Here is a 16,256-nt window from a genome sequence, read left to right on the forward strand (position 1 = left end):
TTCCAGACAGTGTTCCACATTTCCTCCATTTTTCTGCCGGGTAGCCTGACTAAACTAGTATCATTCCCCGAAGTGTTTCAGGATGAGAACGTAAAACGATGAAAGGCAGTAACAAATCCCGCTGGGCTATCGCCGCTGGCATCATTGTGGTGGTCCTTGCCGCCGCCTGGTACTGGCACAGTCAATCCGCGAAGTCCCCTGCATCCTCGGGGGCGAGCAGCTCATCTCCGCGCGCGGCGGGCGGTGGCCGCCACGGTATGCGCGGCGCGGCGCTGGCCCCCGTGCAGGCAGCGACCGCCGTCAACAAAGCCGTTCCGCGTTATCTCACCGGGCTTGGCACCATTACTGCAGCCAATACCGTCACCGTGCGCAGCCGGGTCGAGGGGCAGCTGATGGCGCTTCACTTCCAGGAAGGCCAGCAGGTTAAGGCCGGTGATTTACTGGCAGAGATCGACCCAAGCCAGTTCAAAGTCTCGCTCGCTCAGGCGCAGGGGCAGCTTGCCAAAGACAAAGCCACCTTAGCCAATGCCCAGCGCGATCTCGCCCGCTATCAGCAGCTGGTGAAAACCAACCTGGTGTCGCGTCAGGAGCTGGACACTCAGCAGTCGCTGGTCAGCGAAACCCGAGGCACGATCAAAGCAGACGAAGCAGCGGTCGCCAGCGCCCAACTGCAGCTCGACTGGAGCCGCATTACCGCGCCGATTGACGGACGCGTCGGCCTGAAGCAGGTTGATATCGGCAACCAGATCTCCAGCGGTGATACCACGGGCATCGTGGTCATTACCCAGACTCACCCCATCGATTTAGTCTTTACCCTGCCGGAGAGCGACATCGCCACCGTGGTGCAGGCGCAAAAAGCCGGTAAAGGGCTGGTGGTTGAAGCCTGGGACCGCACCAACAAACAGAAACTCAGCGAAGGAGCTCTGCTGAGCCTCGATAACCAGATTGATACCACCACCGGTACCATCAAGCTGAAAGCACGCTTTAGCAATCAGGATGATGCGCTTTTCCCGAATCAGTTCGTTAATGCGCGCATGCTGGTCTCTACCGAAGAAAACGCGGTGGTGATCCCAACGGCAGCGCTGCAGATGGGTAACGAAGGCAACTTCGTCTGGGTGCTTAACGATGACAACCAGGTCAGCAAGCATCTGGTGAAAACCGGGATTCAGGATAGCCAGACGGTGGTGATTAGCGCCGGGCTATCCGCAGGCGATCGGGTGGTAACCGACGGCATCGACCGTCTCACCGAAGGGGCGCGCGTCGAAGTGGTCGAGGCGCATGGCGCGAGCAGCAGCGAACAGCCGGCGAAACGCGAGCACGCTAAACAGGGAGCCAGCGCCTGATGCAGGTCATGCCACCGAGCGCGACAGGTGGGCCATCACGCCTGTTTATTATGCGCCCCGTCGCCACCACGCTGTTGATGGTGGCCATTTTGCTAGCCGGGATAATTGGCTATCGCTTTCTGCCCGTGTCGGCGCTGCCGGAAGTGGATTACCCTACGATTCAGGTGGTCACGCTCTACCCTGGCGCCAGCCCGGACGTGGTGACGTCGGCCATTACCGCGCCGCTGGAGCGCCAGTTTGGGCAGATGTCTGGCCTGAAGCAGATGTCCTCGCAAAGCTCTGGTGGGGCATCGGTAGTGACGCTGCAGTTCCAGCTGACGCTCTCGCTGGACGTCGCCGAGCAGGAGGTGCAGGCCGCGATCAACGCCGCCACCAATCTGCTGCCGTCTGACCTGCCTAATCCGCCGGTCTACAGCAAGGTCAACCCGGCCGATCCGCCAATCATGACGCTGGCCGTTACCTCCTCCGCCATGCCGATGACGCAGGTGGAAGATATGGTTGAAACCCGCGTGGCGCAGAAGATTTCACAGGTAACGGGCGTCGGTCTGGTGACCCTGGCGGGCGGACAACGTCCTGCCGTGCGCGTGAAGCTTAACGCGCAGGCCATTGCCGCGCTGGGGTTAACCAGCGAAACCATTCGTACCGCCATCACCAGCGCCAACGTCAACTCGGCCAAAGGCTCGCTGGACGGGCCAACCCGCGCGGTCACGCTTTCGGCCAACGATCAGATGCAGTCAGCCGATGAGTATCGCCAGCTGATTGTCGCCTACCAGAACGGCGCGCCAATTCGCCTCGGCGACGTGGCGACCGTAGAACAAGGCGCGGAAAACAGCTGGCTTGGCGCGTGGGCCAACAAGCAGCAGGCGATCGTCATGAACGTTCAGCGTCAGCCAGGTGCGAACATCATCGAGACCGCCGACAGCATTCGTGCCATGCTGCCGCAGCTGATTGAAAGCCTGCCGAAATCGGTCAGCGTGAAGGTGCTTTCCGACCGCACCACCAACATTCGCGCCTCCGTTACCGACACCCAGTTCGAGCTGATGCTGGCGATTGCGCTGGTGGTAATGATTATCTACCTGTTCCTGCGCAACGTGCCGGCCACCATTATTCCCGCCGTCGCCGTACCACTCTCGCTGGTCGGAACCTTTGCGGTGATGGTGTTCCTTGATTTCTCGATCAACAACCTGACGCTGATGGCCCTGACCATCGCCACCGGTTTCGTGGTGGATGACGCCATCGTGGTGATCGAGAACATTTCGCGTTACATCGAGAAAGGCGAGAAGCCGCTCGCCGCCGCGCTGAAGGGGGCGGGCGAGATCGGCTTTACCATTATTTCCCTCACCTTCTCGCTGATTGCGGTGCTGATCCCGCTGCTGTTTATGGGCGATATCGTCGGACGGCTGTTCCGGGAGTTTGCCGTCACCCTGGCGGTGGCGATCCTGATCTCCGCCGTGGTGTCGCTGACGCTGACCCCGATGATGTGTGCCCGCATGCTGAGCGTGGAGTCCCTGCGCAAGCAAAACCGTTTCTCGCGCGCCTCTGAGCGGATGTTCGAGCGCATCATCGCCGCCTACGGCCACGTGCTGGCGAAGGTGCTGAACCACCCGTGGGCGACGCTTGGGGTTGCCCTGGGTACGCTGGCGCTCAGCGTGATGCTGTGGATTTTCATCCCGAAAGGCTTCTTCCCGATTCAGGACAACGGCATTATCCAGGGCACGTTACAGGCCCCGCAGACCGTTTCGTTCGCCAACATGGCACAGCGCCAGCAGCAGGTATCGGAGATCATCATGAAAGATCCGGCGGTGGAAAGCCTCACCGCCTACGTGGGCGTCGACGGCACTAACCCGTCGCTGAACAGCGCGCGTCTGCAGATCAACCTCAAACCGCTTGATGACCGCGACGATCGCGTCAACACGGTGATCCAGCGCCTGCAAAACGCGGTGGCGAAGGTGCCGGGCATCGAACTCTACCTGCAGCCGATTCAGGATTTAACCATTGATACCCAGGTGAGCCGCACTCAGTATCAGTTTACCCTGCAGACCACCAGCCTGGAGGCGCTCAGCACCTGGGTGCCGCAGCTGGTTGATACCCTGCGCGGCCTCCCGCAGCTCTCCGATGTCAGCAGCGACTGGCAGGATAAAGGGCTGGCGGCCTACGTTAACGTTAACCGTGACACCGCCAGCCGTCTGGGTATTTCCATGGCGGACGTGGATAACGCGCTGTACAACGCCTTTGGCCAGCGCCTGATCTCCACTATTTATACGCAGGCGAACCAGTACCGCGTGGTGCTGGAGCACAACACCGGGAACACGCCCGGGCTTGCCGCGCTTGACACCGTACGCCTGACCAGTAAGGACGGCGGCATCGTGCCGCTCAGCGCCATTGCCAGCGTGGAGGAGCGCCACACCCCGCTGACCATCAACCATCTGGATCAGTTCCCGTCGACCACCATTTCGTTTAACGTCCCGGACGGATACTCGCTGGGCGAGGCGGTGGAAGCGATCCAAAACGCCGAAAAAAACCTCGGCTTCCCAACGGATATACAGACCCAGTTCCAGGGGAGTACGCTGGCGTTCCAGGCGGCGCTGGGCAGCACCATCTGGCTGATCGTGGCCGCCGTGGTGGCGATGTATATCGTGCTGGGCGTACTGTATGAAAGCTTTATTCACCCGATCACCATCCTCTCCACCCTGCCGACGGCGGGCGTCGGGGCGCTGTTAGCGCTGATGCTGGCGGGCAGCGAGCTGGACGTGATTGCGATTATCGGCATCATTCTGCTCATCGGTATCGTCAAGAAAAACGCCATCATGATGATCGACTTCGCCCTTGCCGCCGAGCGCGAACAGGGAATGTCGCCGCGCGATGCGATCTTCCAGGCCTGTCTGCTGCGTTTTCGTCCGATCCTGATGACCACCCTCGCCGCCCTGTTAGGCGCGCTGCCGCTGATGCTGAGTACCGGCGTTGGGGCCGAACTGCGGCGTCCTTTAGGGATCGGTATGGTCGGCGGTCTGCTGGTCAGCCAGGTGCTGACGCTGTTTACCACGCCGGTGATTTACCTGCTGTTTGACCGTCTGGCCCTGTGGACCAAAAGCCGCTTCCCGAAACGTGAAGAGGAGGCGTAAGTGAAGTTTTTCGCGCTCTTCATTTACCGCCCGGTGGCGACGATATTGATTTCGCTCGCCATCACCCTGTGCGGCGTACTCGGCTTCCGGCTGTTGCCGGTAGCCCCGCTGCCGCAGGTGGACTTCCCGGTGATCATGGTCAGCGCCTCGCTGCCCGGTGCGTCTCCGGAAACCATGGCCTCGTCGGTCGCCACGCCGCTGGAGCGGTCACTCGGGCGCATTGCGGGGGTCAACGAAATGACCTCCAGCAGTTCGCTGGGCAGCACGCGCATTATCCTTGAGTTCAACTTCGACCGGGATATCAACGGCGCAGCGCGCGACGTGCAGGCAGCGATCAACGCCGCCCAGAGCCTGCTGCCGAGCGGTATGCCGAGCAGGCCGACCTATCGCAAAGCCAACCCGTCCGACGCGCCAATCATGATCTTAACGCTCACCTCGGACACCTATTCCCAGGGCGAGCTGTATGACTTTGCCTCTACCCAACTGGCGCAGACCATCGCCCAGATCGACGGCGTGGGCGACGTCGACGTGGGCGGTAGCTCCCTGCCCGCCGTGCGCGTAGGGCTCAACCCGCAGGCGCTGTTCAACCAGGGCGTGTCGCTGGACGACGTGCGTTCCGCCATCAGCAACGCAAACGTGCGCAAACCGCAGGGGGCGATTGAAGACAGCAGCCACCGCTGGCAGATCCAGACAAACGATGAACTTAAAACCGCCGCAGAATACCAGCCGCTGATTATTCACTACAACAACGGCGCGGCGGTGCGTCTGAGCGATGTCGCCAGCGTGACCGATTCGGTGCAGGACGTGCGCAACGCCGGGATGACCAATGCCAAACCGGCGATTCTGCTGATGATCCGCAAGCTGCCGGAAGCCAACATTATCCAAACGGTGAACAGCATTCGCGCGCGACTGCCGGAGTTGCAGGAGACCATTCCGGCGGCGATAGACCTGCAGATTGCCCAGGATCGCTCCCCGACGATCCGCGCCTCGCTTGAAGAGGTTGAGCAGACGCTGATCATCTCCGTCGCGCTGGTGATCCTGGTGGTCTTCCTGTTCCTGCGCTCGGGCCGCGCGACGCTGATCCCGGCCGTTGCCGTACCGGTGTCGCTGATCGGCACCTTTGCTGCCATGTACCTGTGTGGCTTCAGCCTCAACAACCTGTCGCTGATGGCGTTGACCATCGCCACCGGCTTCGTGGTGGATGATGCGATAGTGGTGCTGGAAAACATTTCACGCCACCTCGAAGCGGGCATGAAGCCGCTGCAGGCGGCGCTGCAGGGCACGCGCGAGGTCGGCTTTACGGTGCTCTCCATGAGCCTGTCGCTGGTGGCGGTATTCCTGCCGCTGCTGCTGATGGGCGGGCTTCCTGGCCGCCTGCTGCGCGAATTTGCCGTCACGCTTTCCGTCGCGATTGGTATCTCGCTGGTGATCTCACTCACCCTCACGCCGATGATGTGCGGCTGGATGCTCAAACGCAGCAAACCGCACACCCAGCCGCGCCGCAAGGGCTTTGGCCGCGTGCTGATGGCGATGCAGGAAGGCTACGGCAAATCGCTGAAATGGGTGCTGAACCACACCCGCATCGTCGGGCTGGTGCTGGTGGGCACCATCGCGCTGAACGTCTGGATGTATATCTCCATCCCGAAAACCTTCTTCCCGGAACAGGATACCGGGGTGCTGATGGGCGGTATTCAGGCCGACCAGAGCATCTCCTTCCAGGCGATGCGCGGCAAGCTGCAGGACTTTATGAAGATTATTCGTGAAGACAAAGCCGTGGATAACGTCACCGGTTTTACCGGCGGGTCGCGCGTGAACAGCGGGATGATGTTTATCACCCTGAAATCGCGGGATGAGCGTAACGAAACCGCGCAGCAGGTGATCGACCGTCTGCGGGTCAAGCTCGCCAAAGAGCCGGGCGCAAACCTGTTTTTGATGGCCGTTCAGGATATCCGCGTCGGCGGACGTCAGGCCAACGCCAGCTATCAGTACACCCTGCTCTCGGATGATTTAGCCGCGCTGCGCGAATGGGAGCCGAAGATCCGCAAGGCCCTGGCCGCTCTGCCGCAGCTGGCCGACGTGAACTCCGACAGCCAAAACAACGGCGCGGAGATGAACCTGACCTACGATCGCGAAACCATGTCGCGGCTGGGGATTGACGTGGCGGCGGCCAACAGCCTGCTGAACAACGCCTTTGGTCAGCGTGAAATCTCCACCATCTACCAGCCGATGAACCAGTACAAGGTGGTGATGGAGGTCGATCCGCGCTACACCCAGGACATCAGCGCACTGGACAAAATGTTTGTGATTAACAGTGAAGGCAAGGCGATCCCGCTCTCCTACTTTGCCAGCTGGCAGCCCGCGAACGCGCCGCTGTCGGTGAACCATCAGGGGCTGTCGGCGGCATCGACGGTCTCCTTCAACCTGCCGACCGGCTCGTCGCTGTCTGAAGCGAGCGACGCCATTAACCGCACCATGATCCAGCTTGGCGTGCCCTCTACGGTGCGCGGCAGCTTTGCCGGTACCGCGCAGGTATTCCAGGACACGATGAACTCGCAGGTGATCCTGATCCTCGCGGCGATTGCGACGGTCTATATCGTGCTCGGCGTGTTGTATGAGAGCTACGTCCATCCGCTGACCATCCTCTCGACGTTACCGTCGGCGGGCGTGGGGGCACTGCTGGCGCTGGAATTGTTCGGCGCGCCATTCAGCCTCATCGCGCTGATTGGTATCATGCTATTAATAGGCATTGTGAAGAAAAACGCGATCATGATGGTCGACTTCGCGCTGGACGCCCAGCGCAACGGCAACCTGACGCCGGAAGAGGCCATATTCCAGGCCTGCCTGCTGCGTTTTCGCCCGATCATGATGACCACGCTGGCGGCGCTGTTTGGCGCGCTGCCGCTGGTTATTTCCGGTGGCGACGGGTCCGAGCTGCGCCAGCCGCTGGGGATCACCATTGTTGGCGGGCTGGTGATGAGCCAGTTGTTGACGCTCTACACCACGCCAGTGGTCTATCTGTTCTTCGACCGTCTGCGACTGCGTTTTTCACGTAAAAACAGAACAACGGTGACCGAGTAAATGACCGATCTTCCCCGTCAGGTTCGCTGGCAGCTATGGATAGTGGCGTTCGGCTTCTTCATGCAGTCGCTGGACACCACCATCGTGAATACCGCCCTCCCCTCCATGGCGAAAAGCCTGGGGGAAAGCCCGCTGCACATGCATATGGTGATCGTCTCCTATGTGCTGACGGTGGCGGTAATGCTCCCCGCCAGCGGCTGGCTGGCGGATAAAGTCGGGGTGAGGAATATCTTTTTCACCGCCATCGTGCTGTTTACCGTGGGATCGCTGTTTTGCGCCCAGGCGAACACGCTCGATCAGCTTATTATGGCCCGCGTCTTACAGGGCGTTGGCGGCGCGATGATGGTACCCGTGGGGCGACTAACGGTAATGAAAATAGTCCCGCGCGAGCAGTATATGGCGGCGATGACCTTCGTGACGCTCCCCGGCCAGGTGGGGCCGCTGCTCGGCCCGGCGCTGGGCGGGATTCTGGTGGAGTACGCCTCGTGGCACTGGATCTTCTTGATCAACCTGCCGGTCGGCATCGTGGGGGCGATCGCCACCCTGATGCTGATGCCGAACTACACCATGCAGACCCGGCGCTTCGACGTCTTCGGCTTTATCCTGCTGGCCGCCGGGATGGCCACGCTGACGCTGGCGCTCGACGGGCAGAAAGGGCTGGGGATCTCCTCTCTGACCCTGGGGATACTGGTCGCCCTCGGCATCACCGCCATTCTGTGGTATCTGTGGCATGCCAGAGGGAACGACAAAGCGCTGTTTAGCCTTCATCTGTTTAAAAACCCCACCTACCGCCTTGGCCTGTTCGGCAGCTTCGCCGGGCGCATCGGCAGCGGCATGCTGCCGTTTATGACGCCGGTCTTTTTACAGATCGGCCTGGGCTTTTCGCCGTTCCACGCGGGCCTGATGATGATCCCGATGGTGCTCGGCAGCATGGGCATGAAGCGCATCGTGGTGCAGGTGGTCAACCGCTTCGGCTACCGCCGGGTGTTGGTCGCCGCCACGCTTGGGCTGGCGCTGGTAAGCCTGCTGTTTATGGCCGTGGCGCTGATGGGCTGGTATTACGCGCTGCCGCTGGTGCTGTTCTGCCAGGGCATCATTAACTCCGTGCGCTTCTCGTCGATGAATACCCTGACGCTGAAAGACCTGCCGGACGAGCTGGCAAGCAGCGGTAACAGCCTGCTGTCGATGATTATGCAGCTTTCGATGAGCGTGGGCGTGACCATGGCGGGCATCCTGCTCGGCATGTACGGCCAGCAGCATCTCAGCGTCGACACCCCGAGCGCGCATCAGGTGTTTTTATATACCTATCTCAGCATGGCGGTGATTATCGCCCTGCCCGCCTTTATCTTCGCCAGAGTCCCGAACGATACCCGTAAGAATGTCGTGATCCGACGCGGCAAAAGGAGTGCATCATGAAATTCTGGCGTCCGGGTATCACCGGCAAGCTGTTTGTCGCGATTTTTGCCACCTGTATCGTTCTGCTGATCACCATGCACTGGGCGGTGCGGGTCAGCTTCGAGCGCGGCTTTATCGACTACATCAAGCACGGCAACGAGCAACGCCTGCAGGGCTTAGGCGATGCGCTTGGCGAGCAGTACGCCCTGCACGGGAACTGGCGTTTTCTGCGCAATAACGACCGCTTCGTGTTTCAGATCCTGCGTTCGCTGGAGCACGATAACGATGACGACCGCCCCGGCCCCGGCATGCCGCCGCACGGCTGGCGCACCCAGTTCTGGGTGATTGACCAGGAGATGCGCGTGCTGGTTGGCCCGCGCGCGCCGGTTCCACCCGACGGCTCAAAGCGCGCCATCAGGGTTAACAATGAGACCGTCGGCTGGGTCATCGCCTCCCCGGTCGAGCGTCTGACGCGCAACACGGATATCAACTTTGACCGCCAGCAGCGCCAGACCAGCTGGCTGATTGTCGCCCTCTCCACCCTGCTGGCCGCACTTGCCACCTTCCCGCTGGCGCGCGGCCTGCTTGCGCCGGTAAAACGTCTGGTAGAAGGCACCCACAAGCTGGCCGCCGGGGATTTCTCCACCCGCGTGGATACCCGCAGCCAGGATGAGCTGGGCAAGCTGGCGCAGGACTTCAACCAGCTCGCCAGCACGCTGGAGAAAAACCAGCAGATGCGCCGCGATTTTATGGCCGACATTTCCCACGAACTGCGCACCCCGCTGGCGGTGCTGCGCGGCGAGCTGGAGGCGATTCAGGACGGCGTGCGCCAGTTTACGCCTGAATCGGTGGCGTCATTACAGGCCGAGGTCGGGACGCTCACCAAGCTGGTGGACGACCTGCACCAGCTCTCAATGTCCGACGAGGGCGCGCTGGCCTACCAGAAAGCGCCAGTGGACGTGATTAACATTCTTGAAGTGGTCAGCGGCGCGTTCCGGGAACGCTTTGCCAGCCGCAACCTGAAAATTGACCTCTCGCTGCCGGACAGCGCCGTGGTATTTGGCGACCCCGACCGCCTGATGCAGTTGTTCAATAACCTGCTGGAAAACAGCCTGCGCTATACCGACAGCGGTGGCGGGCTACTTATCTCCGGCAAACAAGAGAACGGGCGCTTCGCCCTGACCTTTGCCGATTCCGCCCCCGGCGTGCAGGACGCGCAGCTGGAAAAATTATTCGAGCGCTTTTACCGCACCGAAGGCTCGCGCAACCGCGCCAGCGGCGGCTCCGGGCTGGGGCTGGCGATCTGCGTTAACATCGTCGAAGCCCACAACGGCACGATCCGCGCCGCCCATTCGCCATTTGGCGGGGTTAGCATTACAGTAGAGTTACCTCTGGAACGGGATTTATCGAGAGAAGCATGACCGAATTACCGATTGACGAAAACACACCGCGCATTCTTATCGTGGAAGACGAGCCTAAGCTCGGGCAACTGCTTATCGATTATTTACGCGCCGCAGGCTATGCCCCCACGCTGATTAATCATGGCGACCAGGTGCTCCCCTATGTGCGCCAGACTCCGCCGGACCTGATCCTGCTGGACCTGATGTTGCCGGGCACCGACGGCCTGACCCTGTGCCGGGAAATCCGCCGCTTTTCAGACGTGCCCATCGTTATGGTGACCGCTAAAATCGAAGAGATCGACCGCCTGCTGGGTCTCGAAATTGGCGCTGACGATTACATCTGCAAACCCTACAGTCCACGCGAAGTGGTTGCCCGCGTGAAAACTATCCTGCGCCGCTGCAGGCCGCAGCGCGAGCTGCAGGTGCTGGACGCCGAAAGCCCGCTGATTGTCGACGAAAGCCGTTTCCAGGCCAGCTGGCGCAGCAAGCTTCTGGACCTTACCCCTGCCGAGTTTCGCCTGCTGAAAACCCTCTCTCACGAGCCGGGGAAGGTTTTCTCCCGCGAACAGCTGTTGAACCACCTGTACGATGATTACCGCGTGGTGACCGACCGCACCATCGACAGCCATATCAAAAACCTGCGCCGCAAGCTGGAAGCGCTCGACGCTGACCAGTCGTTTATCCGCGCGGTGTACGGTGTCGGGTATCGCTGGGAAGCGGATGCGTGCAGGATTGCCTAAATAACCCCCCCCTCACCCTGCCCTCTCCCCAAAGGGGAGAGGGTGTTTGAGTCCCCTCGCCCCTTTGGGGAGAGGGTTAGGGTGAGGTGCAAAGCTTTACCTCCCCGCCCCGCAGCGCTACAATGCCCGCCCTTAAAGTATGGGAACTCCCCCTACCGCGTCACCTGGTGCTCGCGGATCTGACCTGTCATCAGAATGAGAACACACATGTTTAAACCGGAACTCCTTTCCCCGGCGGGAACGCTGCAAAATATGCGTTACGCCTTTGCCTATGGTGCCGATGCCGTTTACGCGGGCCAGCCGCGCTACTCGCTGCGCGTGCGCAACAACGAATTCAACCACGAGAACCTGCAGCTCGGCATCAACGAAGCGCATGCCCTGGGCAAAAAATTCTACGTGGTGGTCAATATCGCGCCGCACAACGCCAAGCTGAAAACGTTCATCCGTGACCTGAAGCCGGTGGTGGAAATGGGGCCGGACGCGCTGATCATGTCGGACCCGGGTTTAATCATGCTGGTTCGGGAGAACTTCCCGGAAATGGACATTCACCTCTCCGTTCAGGCTAACGCCGTTAACTGGGCGACGGTGAAATTCTGGAAACAGATGGGGCTGACCCGCGTCATTCTGTCTCGTGAACTGTCCCTCGAAGAGATTGAAGAGATCCGCACTCAGGTGCCGGACATGGAAATTGAGATCTTCGTCCACGGCGCGCTGTGCATGGCCTACTCCGGCCGCTGCATGCTCTCGGGGTATATCAACAAACGCGATCCTAACCAGGGCACCTGCACCAACGCCTGCCGCTGGGAGTACAACGTTCAGGAAGGCAAAGAGGACGACATCGGTAACATCGTGCACAAGCACGAACCAATCCCGGTGACTAACGTGGAGCCGACGCTCGGCATCGGCGCGCCGACCGACAGCGTGTTTATGATTGAAGAGGCTAAACGTCCGGGCGAGTACATGACTGCCTTTGAAGACGAGCACGGCACCTACATCATGAACTCCAAAGATCTGCGCGCCATCGCGCACGTCGAGCGTTTAACCCAGATGGGCGTGCATTCGCTGAAAATCGAGGGTCGCACCAAGTCTTATTACTACTGCGCACGCACCGCACAGGTTTATCGCAAGGCGATCGATGATGCAGCAGCCGGTAAACCATTCGACACCACCCTGCTGGAAACGCTGGAAGGCCTGGCGCATCGTGGGTACACCGAAGGTTTCCTGCGCCGTCACACCCATGACGACTATCAGAACTACGAGCACGGCTACTCCATTTCTGAACGCCAGCAGTTTGTCGGCGATTTCACCGGCGAGCGTAAAGGCCCGCTGGCAGCCGTCGCGGTGAAAAATAAATTCACCAAAGGCGACAGCCTGGAGCTGATGACCCCGCAGGGCAACATGAACTTCACGCTGGAGCATCTGGAAAACGGCAAAGGCGAGGCGATTGAGGTCGCACCGGGCGACGGTCATACCGTATGGCTGCCGGTTCCGGAAGAGGTGGAGCTGGAGTTTGCGCTGCTGATGCGCAACTTTGACGGTGAAAACACTCGCAATCCGCACGCAAAATAGTTGATTAGGGAAATTTTTTCACGCTGGGATAATTCTTAGAAACGGATCACATACCGCTTCGCTCGTTACGGGTATTATCCCCCCCGCTGAAAAACATAACCCATAAATGCTAGCTGTACCAGGAACCACCTCCTTAGCCTGCGTAATCTCCCTTACGCGGGCTTATTTTTTTGCGTCAAACCACCGGACATTGTTTGACGCCGGTTTCACGACCGCTCGGTCTGGATCAGAGTGCGTAGTGCTGGTCAGTTGGAGTCTAGAAATGCGACAACTCTGTTGAGTAACCTTTGGCTGTCATGTAGCTTATCAGTCGGGCTTTAACAGTACCGAGCCATTCCTGCGCTGTCATATTCCAAAGGTCTGGAGCAAACTCACCCTTGTAACGAGCAATAAGCACTTCATACCCATCAGATTGATTTTCTATTTCGATAATATTAGCAAGAAGCATCCGTAAATTAAATTCTGTGGAAGTAGTCAAGTACTCGTCAAGAAGCTTATTGAAATCACAATCTTCAACAATAAGATCGCAATCTTGCCCGAAGTAAACAACAACTAATGTATCAAATTCACATGGTTTGCTGGAATCAGTATTCATAAGTACCTTATGGTGCCGGATATGCTGTCAAAATGAAGTAGGTTTTATCACCATAGCGTCTGGCTTTAATTATCACCCGAACAGTATACGCTTTTTTGACTTCCGTAGATCCTCTATCAATATACCTTCCAACCGGGTAAGGAAAGCTATGCTCCAGAGGTAATTTAGCTTCGGGCTGCATATATTTTAATGCGCCGGTTAATTGACCACGTTTTACTGAAAGAACTTCTGATATCAATAACTCTGCTTGTTTTATACTATTAAAGCTACTCACCCGAGAAAGTCTCGTTGTTGTGAGTCGTGTAATCATTTGCTCTGGAGATTGACCAATATGCCGCGCAATTGTATGCCCGAACGTACCGCCTTCATGCGCCAGCAAACGAATACGGCCAGAATACACTGAGCCAACTCTAGCGGCACCGGCTGCACTTGCGAACGCAAACGGAACAGCGAGATCAACTGTAACACCGACTTTATAGGCAACATCCGGACTTGCACCCAATCCGGTAGCTGCAAACTCTGCCAGTTGAGCGGTTGCTGTAGCAGCCTGTCTGCCCGTAATCACCTGCTTAAATGACGCCGTTAGGGTATCGAGACTATGAGAGCCAACAACAACACATCCTGCTTTAGATAACATTGTGGGTTCAGGAACCACGCACAAAACGCCTGCACCAAACATTTCTACAACGCCGCTTACAACGCCCAGACCGCCCCATAAACGGTTACTCATTGTTTCTCCTTCGCTGACAGTTTTACCACGTAATATAGCGGCCATCTGTACCGGAGATATCGTAACGGTAAGCCCATCCTGGGTTTGCATATAAACTCCCTTTTATCATTAAGCAGTTAAAACCGAGGTTATTATCCATTAGGTGCACGGTCAATAATGATTCCTCAGCTTACGCCTCGCGCGTATTGCTCGTTGTTGAACGCCGCCTGCCCATCAAACACGTTTTAGCCCCGGTAGCATTACGTTTATTGGGTCTGTGCCTGTGAGATATTATCCGGGAATTTCGGAATTTTGGCCGGGCTTGATACCTTAAATTGCGGATGACTGATATCGCCTCCTGCCGCCATAACCCTCCCGCCCAAAGTACACGCATGGGCCAACGTGGTTTAACGCCTCTGCGTAACCTCGGTAGCCTTAGTTTTATCCTTATTTTTTTGCCTTTCGTCCTGTTCTTACCCGCTTTTCCCCTCCCTGAGATACACTCTTGGTAGACCAAGAAAAGGGAGCAACGTGGATGGCAACCTATCCAGACAGTTTATTGATTCTTAATGGTAAAAGTGCAGGCAATGATTTGCTGCGTCAGGCGATCGACGAACTGCGTGAAGACGGCGCATCTATTCACGTCCGGGTGACGTGGGAAAAAGGCGACGCGGCGCGCTATATCGACGAAGGGAGACGCCTCGGCGTTGATACGATTATTTCCGGCGGCGGCGACGGTACCATCAACGAAATCGCCGGGGCGCTGATCGACCTCAACCCGGCGGACCGCCCGGTGATGGGCATTCTGCCCCTTGGCACCGCCAACGATTTTGCCACCAGCGCCGGCATCCCCGAGGATTTTATGAAAGCGCTACAGCTGGCGATCCTCGGTAAAGCCACCGCCGTCGACATTGCACAGGTGAACGATCAGACCTGCTTTATCAATATGGCTACCGGCGGATTCGGCACGCGCATCACCAGCGAAACGCCGGAAAAGCTGAAGGCCGCACTCGGCGGCGTCTCCTATTTGATTCACGGCCTGATGCGTATGGACACCCTTAAGCCGGACAGCTGTGAAATCAGCGGTGAGAATTTCCACTGGCAGGGCGATGCGCTGGTGATCGGCATCGGCAACGGTCGCCAGGCGGGCGGCGGACAGCAACTCTGCCCGGAGGCGTTGATTAACGATGGGCAGCTACAGCTGCGGATCTTCACCGGCGACGGGCTGCTACCCGCGCTGTTTACCACCCTGACCCAGCCAGCAGAAAGCCCGAATATTATCGCCGGAAAATCCGCGTGGTTTGAGGTGGTCGCCCCAAACGGTATGACCTTCAACCTTGATGGCGAGCCGTTGAGCGGCGACCGGTTCCGCATCGAAGTTGTCCCGGGCGCGCTGCAGTGCCGGTTGCCGCCGGACTGCGTGCTGTTGCGCTGATGTTTTTGCCGGGTGGCGGCTACGCCTTACCCGGCCTACAATTCTCGCTCTCACTGTGGGAGAAGGCCGGGGTGAGGGCACCAGACCGCACACACCTAATACACCGCCACCTCCCGCGCCATTTCGCGGGAATACTGCTGGCTGGCGTGAATCAGCATTCGTGTATAGTCGGTTTTCACGTTCCCGGCGACGAGTTCGTCCACCGTCAGGCTTTCGAGGATTTTACCGTACTGCATCACCGCGACCTTCTGACACAGATGGGCAATCACGCCCAGATCGTGGCTCACCATCAGGTAGGTCAGGTTTGATTCCCGCTGCAATTCCGCCAGCAGGTTGAGAATTTCCGCCTGCACCGACACGTCCAGCGCCGAGGTGGGTTCATCAAGCAGCAGCACCTGCGGCTCCAGAATCAACGCCCGGGCAATCGCCACGCGCTGGCGCTGCCCGCCGGAGAGCTGGTGCGGGTAGCGGTCGCGAAACGCCCGGTTCAGCCCGACTTTATCCAGCAGGGTATGGATGCGCCGATCCCAGTCTTTGATGCCGTGGATCTGCAAAGGCTCCTCCAGAATATCGCCAATGGTGTGGCGAGGATGGAGCGAGCCGTACGGATCCTGAAACACCATCTGCACCCGTCGGCAGCGTTCCTGAGTGAGACGTTTTTCCAGCGGTGTACCGTTAATCGCCAGCTCGCCCTCCCAGTGGGTGAACAGCCCGGCCAGGCATTTCAGGACCGTCGTTTTGCCGGAGCCGGACTCCCCTACCAGACCGTAAATCTCGCCCTCTTTCACGCTGATAGTGACGTCATCCAGCACCTGATTGCGTTTCTCGCCCTCGCCGAAGGCCAGGTTGAGGTGATTAATCTCGATCATC

11 protein-coding genes are annotated in these 16,256 nt (G+C 58.8%); 8 read left to right on the top strand and 3 right to left on the bottom strand.

The window, feature by feature from the left end; genetic code table 11:
• Positions 1-98 precede the first annotated feature (98 nt).
• The 7 genes from FFS28_RS08895 to trhP all read left to right on the top strand — a co-directional run bounded on the left by FFS28_RS08895 (position 99) and on the right by trhP (position 12,647).
• Complete coding sequence (locus FFS28_RS08895) at positions 99-1,343, top strand: MdtA/MuxA family multidrug efflux RND transporter periplasmic adaptor subunit (RefSeq protein WP_137849349.1); 1,245 nt, start codon at positions 99-101, stop codon at positions 1,341-1,343.
• The gene (locus tag FFS28_RS08900; protein WP_058609795.1) at positions 1,343-4,465 is read left to right on the top strand and encodes an MdtB/MuxB family multidrug efflux RND transporter permease subunit; all 3,123 of its coding nucleotides are present in this window, start codon (positions 1,343-1,345) and stop codon (positions 4,463-4,465) included. Before FFS28_RS08895 ends, FFS28_RS08900 begins: the two co-directional genes overlap by 1 nt.
• Positions 4,466-7,543, top strand: a complete 3,078-nt coding sequence (gene mdtC / locus FFS28_RS08905) for a multidrug efflux RND transporter permease subunit MdtC (protein ID WP_137849350.1) — start codon at positions 4,466-4,468, stop codon at positions 7,541-7,543.
• Complete coding sequence (locus tag FFS28_RS08910) at positions 7,544-8,959, top strand: MFS transporter (RefSeq protein WP_137849351.1); 1,416 nt, start codon at positions 7,544-7,546, stop codon at positions 8,957-8,959. It begins immediately after the preceding gene.
• On the top strand, positions 8,956-10,359 hold the full coding sequence (gene baeS, locus FFS28_RS08915; RefSeq protein WP_006176338.1) for an envelope stress sensor histidine kinase BaeS: 1,404 nt from the start codon (positions 8,956-8,958) through the stop codon (positions 10,357-10,359). The genes FFS28_RS08910 and baeS overlap by 4 nt, the downstream gene beginning before the upstream one ends.
• Entirely contained in the window at positions 10,356-11,078 is a 723-nt protein-coding gene (gene baeR / locus FFS28_RS08920; protein ID WP_137849352.1) for an envelope stress response regulator BaeR, read from the top strand. Before baeS ends, baeR begins: the two co-directional genes overlap by 4 nt.
• Before the next feature lie 207 nt (positions 11,079-11,285).
• Complete coding sequence (trhP, locus tag FFS28_RS08925; RefSeq protein WP_137849353.1) at positions 11,286-12,647, top strand: prephenate-dependent tRNA uridine(34) hydroxylase TrhP; 1,362 nt, start codon at positions 11,286-11,288, stop codon at positions 12,645-12,647.
• Between the two features lie 256 nt (positions 12,648-12,903).
• Here trhP and FFS28_RS08930 read toward each other — a convergent pair whose 3' ends face one another.
• Together FFS28_RS08930 and FFS28_RS08935 are read right to left on the bottom strand one after the other, a co-directional pair.
• Entirely contained in the window at positions 12,904-13,242 is a 339-nt protein-coding gene (locus FFS28_RS08930; protein ID WP_137849354.1) for a contact-dependent growth inhibition system immunity protein, read from the bottom strand.
• Between the two features lie 7 nt (positions 13,243-13,249).
• Positions 13,250-14,062 (bottom strand): RNase A-like domain-containing protein, encoded by an 813-nt coding sequence (locus tag FFS28_RS08935; RefSeq protein ID WP_137849355.1) that lies wholly within the window; start codon positions 14,060-14,062, stop codon positions 13,250-13,252.
• A 424-nt stretch (positions 14,063-14,486) separates the two neighbouring features.
• On the opposite strand from FFS28_RS08935, the gene yegS reads away from it, so the two are divergent.
• Entirely contained in the window at positions 14,487-15,386 is a 900-nt protein-coding gene (yegS, locus tag FFS28_RS08940) for a lipid kinase YegS (protein WP_137849356.1), read from the top strand.
• Positions 15,387-15,481: 95 nt separating this feature from the next.
• On the opposite strand, the gene FFS28_RS08945 is transcribed toward yegS, so the two are convergent.
• Positions 15,482-16,255: an ABC transporter ATP-binding protein gene (locus FFS28_RS08945; RefSeq protein WP_137849357.1), complete on the bottom strand. Its 774-nt coding sequence runs from the start codon at positions 16,253-16,255 to the stop codon at positions 15,482-15,484.
• Position 16,256: the final 1 nt, after the last annotated feature.

Origin of the sequence: Enterobacter sp. 2VL, assembly GCF_005503595.1 — a bacterium.
In the GTDB taxonomy this organism is placed as follows: Bacteria; Pseudomonadota; Gammaproteobacteria; order Enterobacterales; family Enterobacteriaceae; genus Enterobacter; species Enterobacter cancerogenus.